This is a genomic window from Micromonospora sp. NPDC004540, assembly GCF_040610095.1.
GTDB lineage: Bacteria > Actinomycetota > Actinomycetes > Mycobacteriales > Micromonosporaceae > Micromonospora.
Map to the genome: position 1 here is coordinate 1 of NZ_JBEXLR010000155.1, position 9,608 is coordinate 9,608.

The following is a 9,608-nucleotide window of genomic DNA, read 5'->3' on the forward strand; positions in this document are numbered from 1 at the left end:
GCCGGGTCCGCGGGCGCGGCCGGGGCGGGCACCGGCGTGACCTTCGCGCCGGCCGGGGCCTCGGCCACCGTGCGCACCTCGCCCGCGCTGAGCCGGTACGACAGGCCGACCACCGTGCACCGCCCGGCGGACACCGCACCGGCGAGCACGGCGGACCGGGCCAGCAGCGCCTCCACGGTCTGCGCGATGTGCACGTCGACGATCCCGTCGAGGTCCTCGACGCCCTCGCGGGCGGCCCGGAGCAGGCTGGGCGCGACGGCGTCCACCACCGCGCCGAGGTGCCCGGCCGGGGAGGTGCCGGTGCGGACCGCCTCACGGGCGGCCTGGACCGCGCCGCACGAGTCGTGCCCGAGCACCACCACGAGCGGGGTGCCCAGCACGGTCACCGCGTACTCGACGCTGCCGAGCACCTCGGGGCCGGCGGTGTGGCCGGCGGTGCGGACCACGAAGAGGTCGCCGAGGCCGCGGTCGAAGATGATCTCGGCGGCGAGCCGGGAGTCGGAGCAGCCGACGATCACTGCGAACGGGTGCTGCCCGTCGGCCACCGCCGCCCGGTGTCCGGCGTCCTGATTGGGATGGCGTGGGACGCCGGTGACGAACCGCTGGTTACCGGAGTAGAGCTCGGCGAGCGCCTGTTCGGGAGTGGTCGGCGACACTGATCCTCACCTCGTCCTCGCGAGAAAACCCTGGTCAGCCGGCCGGCGACGGAGGCGGCCTCGCCACCCACCGTCACACGCAGTGCAACCTACGTCAAGATTTACGTGATACGCATTTCATACGTCGGGCCACCCTTGACGGCGGCTCCGGCTCCTGCCTCGCCCGCACGGCGGGCCGGGCCGGGACCGGGAGACGGCCGGGGCCATACCATGACCACCATGGCGACGACACCGGACCAGAACGGGAGCGGCCGGAACTGGACCTTCCTCACGAACCACGGCCACGTGCTCCTGGCCATCGCCCGCAACCCCACCGCGCGGTTGCGGGACGTGGCCGACGAGGTGGGGGTGACCGAGCGGGCCGCCCAGGCGATCGTCGCCGACCTGGAGGCCGGTGGCTACCTCCAGCGGACCCGGGTGGGCCGGCGCAACGAATACACGATCAACCCGAGCGGGCACTTCCGGCACCCGGCCGAGGCTGACCAGCAGGTGGGCGCCCTGCTCGCGCTCTTCACCACCGAGCCGGTCGCGGAGCCGGCGACCGAGAGCTGACCGCCCCTCCGCACGCCCGTCACCGCACGGACGGCGCGGCGACGGTAATCTCACCGCGTGCGCGACAGCTTGCGGCCGGACGGGATGACGGAGCGCGTCCGTACCGGGCACCGGATCCGAACCGTCCTCTCTGGAACGGCGGTGGCCGCGCTGCTCGGCGGCCTGCTGGCGGTGCCCGCCCCCGCCGTGGCGGCCCCGAAGTGCGGCCCACCCGGCGGCCCCGCCCCCGCCCAGGCGCCCTGGGCGCTCAACCGGCTCGACCCGGCCGCCGCCTGGCGGGTCACCAAGGGGCAGGGCATCACCGTCGCGGTCATCGACTCGGGCGTCTCCCCCACCCACCCGCTGCTGCGCGGCCGGGTGCTCTCCGGCGAGGACTTCAATCACCTCGTCAAGCTCGACGGGCAGTGCGACCTGGTGGGCCACGGCACCCTCATCGCGGGCATCATCGCCGGGCGGGAGGGCACCGGCGCGCCCTATACCGGGATCGCGCCGGAGGCCCAGATCCTGCCGGTCCGCGTGCTGGCCGACAACCAGAAGGCCTTCGACGAGTCCATCCCGGCCGAGATCGGCAAGGCCATCCGGTGGGCGGTCGACCACGACGCCGACGTGATCAACCTTTCCCTGGTCACGCTCGACGACCCGGCGCTGAAGGAGGCTGTCGACTACGCCCTCGACAAGGGCGTGATCCTGGTGGCCGCAGCCGGCAACCGGCAGGAGAACCAGCAGGACCAGCCGGCGTATCCGGCCTCGTACCCGGGGGTCATCGCGGTCGCCGGCGTGGACGAGAACGGCGGGCACGTCGGCAGTTCGGTCACCGGCAACTATGTGGACATCGCCGCGCCCGGGCTGAACATCGTCGGCCCCGCCCCGCAGGGCGCCGGCTACCGGGCCGAGCCGCAGGGTGGCACCAGCTTCGCCACCGGATACGTCTCCGGGGTCGCCGCGCTGGTGCGGGCCGCGCACCCGGACATCAGCCCGGAGGAGGTCGCGTACCGGCTCACCCGCACCGCCGACAACCCGCCCGACGGGCACAACGCGCTGGTCGGCTACGGGGTGGTCAACCCCTACCGGGCGGTGACCAGCCTGCTGGGCACCCGCAGCGACCCGCCGCTGGGCGCGATGCCGGAGCCGGCGCCGCACGTCGACCCACTGGCCTGGCAGCGCACCGTGGCGATCTGGGCCGCCGCCATCGGCGCGGTGCTGGCCGGGGTCCTGCTGGCGCTGCGGCCGATCCTGGTCCGCGGCCGCCGGCGCGGCTGGCGCCCGGGCCGCCGCACCGCGCCGCAGGACGCCTGACCCGGGCCGGCCCCGAAACCCCGCCCGAAAAGCACTACGGCCCCGGCCCCGGCGTGAGCCGGAGCGGAGCCGCAGCGGGCCGGTCGGGTCAGCCCCAGACCTTCGAGTTGCTCATCTCGGTGGTCATGTAGTTCTCGCGGGCGATGCCCACGGCACCGCCGATCTCGTTCAGGACCTTGTTGATGTCCCGCACGGCGGCGTCCCACTGAGCCTGGTGCTGCTCGTAGGCGACGCGGTCCTGACCCTCCCACTCGAGCTTGGTCAGCATCGAGCGCAGGGTGTCCAGCTTCTCGTCGATGGTCCGCGAGATGGCCTGCATCTGCTGGTTGCTGCTCTCGAGGACAGCGTAGTCAACCTTGATGCTCATCGATTCCTCCTCTGCCTGTCTTCGCGGATCACGGGTTGAGAGCAGAGTGGAACTTGTCCAGCATCTGCTGCTGCTCTTCGTCGTTGACCTGGTGCGTCGTGCCGGACTTGTCAAGCAGGTCGGCGATGTTGTCCATCGCCGTCAGCAGCTTGTTCGTGTCCTCGTTCCAACGCAGCATCAGGTTCTGGAAACCCGTGGACGCCCCGCCCTTCCAGGCCATGGCCAGGTCGTCGACAACGTTCCACAGCTTCTTCAGCTCACCGTCGACGTCGCTGCGCGTGGACCGCACGTCACTCGCGGCGGTGTGCAGAGTCGCTGCACTGACCTCGAACGCCATGCTTCACACCCTTCCGTCATCTCTGTGGCGGCGGATCCGCCGCGCCCCTCCCCCGCGGCAAGGCGTACACACCCCACCGACGGACACTTCAACCGAACCGTAGCGGACGACGTCCAATCCGCGCAGCCCTGCATCCCCATGGCGCACAACGACGTCCGGCGATCAGACCGTACGACGTGGACGGTCGACGGCGCCAGCCGCGGATCAGGACGATCGCCGGTACGACCTCACATGCATGGCCGCGCCGAAGACCAGCACGACTGCCAGCAGCGCCACGAACAGCCAGAGCACCGGCCTGTCGAGCGCCCGGTCGAACACCACGGGGATGAGCGCGGCGACCCCGGTGAGCAACACCACTTCGCTGGCCCGCTTCGCCCACTCGGCGCGGGACAACTGGGCGACCAGCGCCAGCGCGATGAAGACCGGCACGGTCACCAGGAAGTACACGAAGAGCACCAGCACCCGGAGCCCCTTCCCGTCACTGGTAGAACTTGGAGTCCTGCACCCAGTCGATCTTGATGTCCTTGATGTCCGGGTCCTGGCCGGTGGCCGCCCAGCCGGGCCGGGAGTCCGACACGAAGGCGAACCGGTCGTTGCCCTGGAAGCCGGCCATGACGGCGGAGAACAGCGCGCTGATGTCGCCGAAGACCAGCGCCAGGATCGCCGCGCTCGCCACCATCCCGGCCACGCCGATCGCCTCGGCGATGGGCGCGGTCGGCGGGAACGCCTGGAGGGCGACCGACGCGATCACCGCGATCAGGATCGGGATGAGCGCGTCGACCAGCGCGTTCACCGCGTCGTTGAAGGCGTCCCGGGCGGAGGTGAGGGTGTCCTTGTTGGCGTTGAACGCCTCGGCCAGCGAGTTGATCTCCGCCCCGAGCTTGCGGAGGAAGAGGTCGAAGGCGTCCCGGTCGTCGAAGTCCCACTCGGTGTCCGACGGCGGGACCTGCTCCAGCGCCGCGCCGAACTGGTCCCCGCCGAGCAGCCGCGCCGCGTCGCCCCACTCCTTGATCGACTTGTTGACCTCGTCGTTGTCGAAGGTCTCCAGGTAGGCGATGGCCGCGCCCAGGGCCCCGGCGAAGACCAGCCACATCCAGTTGGCCCGGGCCGCGGGCAGCAGGCCGCGCACCGGCGCCGTCGCGGCGGCGACCGTGTGCGTGCCGGTCACCGTGCCGGCCGCGTTCGCGATCAGGATCTCCGACATCAGCTGTTCCCCCCGTCGCGCGCCCGGCCGGTCACTTGACCACCCAGGGCTGGTCGGACTTCTCCCAGTTCTTGGCGGTCTGCTCCAGCTGCGCGGCCGCCTTGTGCAGGTGCTCGATGCCGGTCCTGACGTTGTCGAGGTGACCGTCCACCGAGGAGTTGTGCGCCCGCACGGTCGCCCCGCCGAAAAGGGTCAGTGCGCCGTCCGGCAGCTTCACGCTCTCCAGCAGCGTCTGCACGTTGCGCAGGTACTGGATCGGGCCGTCCGGAGCGTCGAGCTTCTTGCTCGCCTTGCGGATCGCGTCGACGTCGACCTTGTTCGCCACCGCGTCTCCTCCCTGGTCAGCGGCGCAGGCCGCGGGTCGGGTCGGTCAGGTCCACCCCGAACTGACGGAACCAGTCCTCCGGGGTGAGGTTGCCCTCCTGCGCCCGGCGGACCAGGTCCGAGCCGCCGAGCATGTCGGTCATCAGCTCCTGCTGCCGCTCGGCGAACGCCGCGTACGCCGCGTCGATCGCGGCCTGGAGCGACTCGGCCAGGGTGTAGCTGTCCAGCCGCATGGCCCGGGCGTTGAGGTCGATGCCGCCGACCTTCATGTCACCGTCGACCGTCACCCGGACCAGGCCGTCCGGGCTCTCCCCGGTCACCCGCAGTTCGGCGCGCCGCTGCTGGAACTCCGCCAGCCGGCGCTGCTGCTCCTGCGCCTGGCGCAGCAGGTTCTCCACGGCGCCACCGGCGCCGCCGTAACCCCACGAGGTGCTCACGACTGTCCTTCCCCTCCCCATCGACGGTCGGGCCGACGCTACCGGACCCAGTCATCCGACATCCGCCCCGTCAGGCGGGCTCCGTCCACGCGGTCTGGATGAGCTGCTGGCCGTCCCGGCGGCGGACCAGGGTGCCCCGGCCCGGCGGCTGCGGGCTCGGCCGCAGGTTGCCGAAGACCGCGCCCTCCTCGCGGCTGCCGGACATCAGCAGGCCCGGCGAGTCCAGCTCGCGCAGGCGTTGCAGCACCGGCTCGTAGAGGGCCCGGGCCACGCCGCCCACCCGGCGGGTGATGATCAGGTGCAGGCCGATGTCCCGCGCCTGCGGCAGCAGCTCGTGCAGGGCGCTGAGCGGGTTGTTGCCGCCGGAGGCGACCAGGTCGTAGTCGTCCACCAGGATGTAGAGCTCCGGGCCCTTCCACCAGCTCCGGTCGCGCAGCTGGGCGGTGGTCACGTCCGGCCCGGGCAGCCGGTTCTGCAGCGCGCTCCGGATCGAGCCGAGGCCCTGGCTGAAGACCTGGTTGGACGGTGCGTAGTCGAGCAGGTGGTCACCCTCCACCGCGCCCAGCAGGCCACGCCGATAGTCGGCGATGACCAGCCGCGCCTGCGCCGGGGTGTACCGCTCGGCGATGCCCCGGGCGATCAGCCGCAGCAGGTTGGTCTTGCCGCACTCGGCGTCGCCGAACACGGTCAGGTGCGGCTCGCTCGTCAGATCCAGGTAGACCGGCGCGAGCGCCGACTCGTTGACGCCGATCGGGATGCCCGGGACCGACCGGTCGACCACCTTGGCCAACTCGCCGACCGCCAGCTTGCGCGGCAGCAGCCGCACCTTCGGCGCCGGGCGGCCCGGCCAGTTGGCCGCCACGTGCCCGGCCAGGGCGACCGACGCCTCGGTCAGGTCCTCGACATCGCGCTTGCCGTCGATCCGCGAGATCCCGGTGAGGAAGTGCAGCTTGTCGCGGGTCAGGCCGCGACCGGGAGTGCCGACGGGCACGTTCTGCGCGGCCCGCCGGTCGATCTCCGACTCGGCCGCGTCGCCGAGCCGCAGCTCCAGCTTGGTGCCGAGCAGGTCCCGCATGTTGATCCGGATCTCCGCCCACCGCACGGCGGTGACCACCACGTGTACGCCGAAACCCAGGCCGCGGTTGGCCAGGTTGGTGATGGTCTGCTCCAGCTCCTCGTACTCCTGGCGCAGCGTGTTCCAGCCGTCGACCACGAGGAAGACGTCGCCGAACGGGTCGTCGGCGAACTCCCCGGCCGCCCGGCGCCGGCGGTAGCTGGCCACCGAGTCGATGCCGTGCTGGGTGAACCGGTTCTCCCGCTCGTCGATGACGGCGACCACCTCGGCCACGGTCCGGCGGACCGCCTCGACGTCGCGCCGCCCGGCCACCCCGGAGGTGTGCGGCAGCCCGTCCAGGCTGCGCAGCGCGCCACCGCCGAAGTCGAGGCAGAAGAACTGCACCTCGCGCGGCGTGTGGGTGAGCGCCAGCGAGGCCAGCATCGTGCGCAGCAGGGTGCTCTTGCCGCTCAGTGAGGCGCCGACGATCACCACGTTGCCGCCGGCACCGGAGAGGTCCACCATCATCGGGTCGCGGCGCTGCTCGTACGGGCGGTCGACGATGCCGACCGGCACGGTGAGCCGGCCCCGCCCCGGCCAGTTGGCGGTGGTCAGGCCGAACGTCGGGTGGACGCCCAGCGGGGGCAGCAGCTCGCCGAGGCTCGGCGGCTCGGCCAGCGGCGGCAGCCAGACCTGGTGCGCCGGGCGTCCCCGGCCCTGGAGCCGCTCGATCAGCACGTCCAGCATGGCCACCGCCTTGCCGTCGCCGGTCTGCTCCGGCTCGGGCGCGGTCTCGGCCGGGCTCGGCAGCGCCGGCACCGGCACGTAGTCGATGCCGTACGGGACGATCCGGCGCTGCACCTGCGCCCGGGTCGACCGCTGCACCTGCCCCGGCGCCCGGTACGGGCCGGAGACGTAGGCGGCCCGGAACCGGAGCATCGTGGTGGTGTCGGTCTTCAGGTAGCCGTGGCCTGGAGCGTTCGGCAGCTCGTACGCGTCCGGCACGCCGAGCACGATCCGGCTCTCCACCGCCGAGAAGGTCCGCAGGCCGATCCGGTACGACAGGTGGGTGTCCAGGCCACGCAGCTTCCCCTCCTCCAGCCGCTGGGAGGCCAGCAGCAGGTGGACGCCGAGCGACCGGCCGAGCCGGCCGATCATCACGAAGAGGTCGATGAAGTCCGGCTTCGCGGCGAGCAGCTCGGAGAACTCGTCGCAGATGATGAGCAGGCTGGGCATCGGCTCCAGCGGCTCGCCCGCGGCCCGGGCCTTCTCGTAGTCGTAGCGCGAGACGTAGTTGCCGGCCGCCCGCAGCACCTCCTGGCGGCGGTTCATCTCACCGGCCAGCGCGTCCCGCATCCGGTCGACCAGCGGCAGCTCGTCGGAGAGGTTGGTGATCACCGCGCTGGTGTGCGGCAGCGCGTCCAGCGACGCGAAGGTGGCGCCACCCTTGAAGTCGACCAGGACGAAGTTCAGCTCCTCGGACGAGTGGGTCACGGCCAGCGCCGCGACCACCGTCCGCAGGAGTTCGCTCTTGCCGGAGCCCGTCGCGCCGATGACCAGGCCGTGCGGGCCCATGCCCTCGTGCGCGGACTCCTTGAAGTCCAGCTCGACCACGTTGCCGTCCGGCCCGACGCCGAGCGGGATGCGCAGCCGGTCCCGGTGGCTGCGCGGCCGCCAGGTCTGCTGGGTGTCCACGGTGGCCGCGTCGCCGACGCCGAGCAGATCCGGCAGCTCCATGCTGCGGGCCAGCGGCTCCTCCGTGCTGGCGCCCTGCTGCTGGGAGAGCCGGTAGGGCGCGATCTGCCGGGCCAGCCCCTCGGCGGCCGCCATGCTGAGCCGGTCCGGCCGGCCCAACCGGGAGTTGGCCGTGCCGCGGACCAGGTCCAGCCCGCTGCCGTCGCCGGCGTCCAGGCAGAGCAGCCAACGACCGGCGTCGCGGGGCACCGCGCCGGAGAGATCGATCACCGTGGCGCCGAGCAGGCCCGGCCCCATCAGCGCGCAGGTCGGCGAGACCTCGCCGCCGTCGAGCACCACCACCAGGTGCGGTGCGGTGGTGAGCGGCTTCGCCTCCGGGGCGAAGCGCGGCCGCCCGCCCAGCTCGTTGGCGAGCGCCGCCTCCGCCTCGGCGAGGCTGGCGAAGACCATCCGGCGCGCGCCCGCCGCGTCCGTACGCCCCGGGTGCTGGGCGTGCGGCAGCCACTTCACCCAGTCCCACACCGGCTGCCGGTCGGGTGCGGCCACCACGGCCACCAGGAGGTCGTCCGGGGCGTGGAAGGTGACCAGCTGGCCCAGCGCGGCCCGGGCCAGGTCGAGCACCGGCTCCCGGTCGCCGCGCAGCGCGATCCGGCTGAACGCGCGCAGCGACAGCGCGGTGGGCAGGTCCGGCACGCTGGTGTGTGCCCGGACGAACCGGCGCAGCGCGATCGCGCTCATCGGCTCCAGGTCCTCCACCGGCTTGGTCTCCGGGGGCACGATCTCCACGGCCAGCCGCTGCGGGCCGAGCGCGATCCGGGCCTCGCCGAAGTCGTCCTCGGTGATCCGCCGCTCCCACAGCCGGCGCGAGGCGGCGACCGACCAGAGCGCGTCCGGCTCCGGGTGCCGCCAGGTCATCGCGGCGCGCTGCTGCTCGGCGGCCCGCCGGGTGCGCTTGCGCATCTGGGTCAGGTAGCGCATGTAGTCGCGCCGCTGGGCGTTCAGCTCGGCCTTGTCGTTGCCGCCGTTGCCGAGCGTGCCGACCGCCATGCCCAGCATCGACACACCGAACAGGCCGCCGGCCACGTACGTCATCATGCCGCCGCCGCGACCGGCGTAGAGGAAGGCCATCGCGCCGACGCCGCAGAGCATCGGCAGGATCATCAGCACCTGACCCATGCCCTTGGCCTGCGGCTCCGGCAGCTCGGGCGGGGACTCCAGCAGCACCTCCCCGCGCGGCAGCGCGGGCCCCGGTTGACGCGGAAGCCGGCGGAACACCACCGTGCTCACGGCTGTCTCCTCCCCAGAAGCGGCCCTGCTCGTCGTCGGCCGACGCACCCGAGTCGTCGGGTGGGCAACCTGTGCGACCGCCATCGTAGGTAATCTCCCGGAGGCGCCGTGGACCCACGGGGGCGGCGCGGGCGGCCGAGGTGGATCGTAGGCGAGCACGAGGAGGCCACAGTGGCGACGAAGACGGCGACCGGCGGGCTGAGCCGGATCACCATCGTGGCGCCGCGGACCAGGATGGATCTGGCGTTGCCGTCCGACGTGCCGCTGGCCGATCTGTTGCCGACGCTGCTGCGTTACGCCGGCGAGGCGAAGCCGCATGACGAACCCCTCCATCCGCGAGATCGAGCTGTCCGAACCAGGCTCGGGGCCGTACGGGATCACCGCCGGCCCGGACGGCGC

General features: G+C 72.6%; 11 protein-coding genes. 3 read left to right on the top strand and 8 right to left on the bottom strand.

Features of this window, described 5'->3' with window-relative positions; translation table 11 throughout:
* On the bottom strand, window positions 1–656 hold a 656-nt coding region (locus ABZV78_RS30295), incomplete at its 3' end, for a carbonic anhydrase (RefSeq protein WP_355644087.1).
* A gap of 210 nt (window positions 657–866) precedes the next feature.
* Between ABZV78_RS30295 and ABZV78_RS30300 the strand changes: the two genes are divergently transcribed.
* Both ABZV78_RS30300 and mycP read left to right on the top strand, forming a co-directional pair.
* Window positions 867–1,208 carry a helix-turn-helix domain-containing protein gene (locus ABZV78_RS30300; RefSeq protein ID WP_355644088.1) on the top strand — a complete coding sequence of 114 codons (342 nt, stop codon included), beginning with the start codon at window positions 867–869 and terminating at the stop codon, window positions 1,206–1,208.
* 57 nt (window positions 1,209–1,265) lie between these two features.
* Window positions 1,266–2,504 carry a type VII secretion-associated serine protease mycosin gene (mycP, locus tag ABZV78_RS30305; protein ID WP_355644090.1) on the top strand — a complete coding sequence of 413 codons (1,239 nt, stop codon included), beginning with the start codon at window positions 1,266–1,268 and terminating at the stop codon, window positions 2,502–2,504.
* An 88-nt stretch (window positions 2,505–2,592) separates the two neighbouring features.
* Here the strand turns inward: mycP and ABZV78_RS30310 are convergent, their stop codons facing one another.
* The 7 genes from ABZV78_RS30310 to eccCa all read right to left on the bottom strand — a co-directional run bounded on the left by ABZV78_RS30310 (window position 2,593) and on the right by eccCa (window position 9,209).
* Window positions 2,593–2,871, bottom strand: coding sequence for a WXG100 family type VII secretion target (locus tag ABZV78_RS30310; protein ID WP_046568947.1), 279 nt, complete (start codon window positions 2,869–2,871; stop codon window positions 2,593–2,595).
* 28 nt (window positions 2,872–2,899) lie between these two features.
* Window positions 2,900–3,208 carry a WXG100 family type VII secretion target gene (locus ABZV78_RS30315; protein WP_091314826.1) on the bottom strand — a complete coding sequence of 103 codons (309 nt, stop codon included), beginning with the start codon at window positions 3,206–3,208 and terminating at the stop codon, window positions 2,900–2,902.
* A gap of 204 nt (window positions 3,209–3,412) precedes the next feature.
* Complete coding sequence (locus ABZV78_RS30320; protein ID WP_355644092.1) at window positions 3,413–3,670, bottom strand: hypothetical protein; 258 nt, start codon at window positions 3,668–3,670, stop codon at window positions 3,413–3,415.
* A 16-nt stretch (window positions 3,671–3,686) separates the two neighbouring features.
* Window positions 3,687–4,412, bottom strand: a complete 726-nt coding sequence (locus ABZV78_RS30325; protein ID WP_355644093.1) for a hypothetical protein — start codon at window positions 4,410–4,412, stop codon at window positions 3,687–3,689.
* Window positions 4,413–4,443: 31 nt separating this feature from the next.
* Complete coding sequence (locus ABZV78_RS30330; RefSeq protein ID WP_355644095.1) at window positions 4,444–4,737, bottom strand: hypothetical protein; 294 nt, start codon at window positions 4,735–4,737, stop codon at window positions 4,444–4,446.
* Window positions 4,738–4,753: 16 nt separating this feature from the next.
* A complete protein-coding gene (locus tag ABZV78_RS30335) occupies window positions 4,754–5,173 on the bottom strand; it encodes a YbaB/EbfC family nucleoid-associated protein (RefSeq protein WP_355644097.1) in 420 nt (139 codons plus the stop codon).
* A 70-nt stretch (window positions 5,174–5,243) separates the two neighbouring features.
* Complete coding sequence (eccCa, locus tag ABZV78_RS30340) at window positions 5,244–9,209, bottom strand: type VII secretion protein EccCa (protein WP_355644099.1); 3,966 nt, start codon at window positions 9,207–9,209, stop codon at window positions 5,244–5,246.
* Window positions 9,210–9,380: 171 nt separating this feature from the next.
* Between eccCa and ABZV78_RS30345 the strand changes: the two genes are divergently transcribed.
* The coding region (locus tag ABZV78_RS30345; protein WP_355644101.1) for an EsaB/YukD family protein at window positions 9,381–9,608 on the top strand (228 nt) is incomplete at its 3' end.

Bases quoted from the DNA above. Each gene is read 5' to 3' on its own strand.
- ABZV78_RS30310 (WP_046568947.1), bottom strand. From the start codon at position 2,871: ATGAGCATCAAGGTTGACTACGCTGTCCTCGAGAGCAGCAACCAGCAG.
- ABZV78_RS30300 (WP_355644088.1), top strand. From the start codon at position 867: ATGACCACCATGGCGACGACACCGGACCAGAACGGGAGCGGCCGGAAC.
- ABZV78_RS30315 (WP_091314826.1), bottom strand. From the start codon at position 3,208: ATGGCGTTCGAGGTCAGTGCAGCGACTCTGCACACCGCCGCGAGTGAC.
- ABZV78_RS30325 (WP_355644093.1), bottom strand. From the start codon at position 4,412: ATGTCGGAGATCCTGATCGCGAACGCGGCCGGCACGGTGACCGGCACG.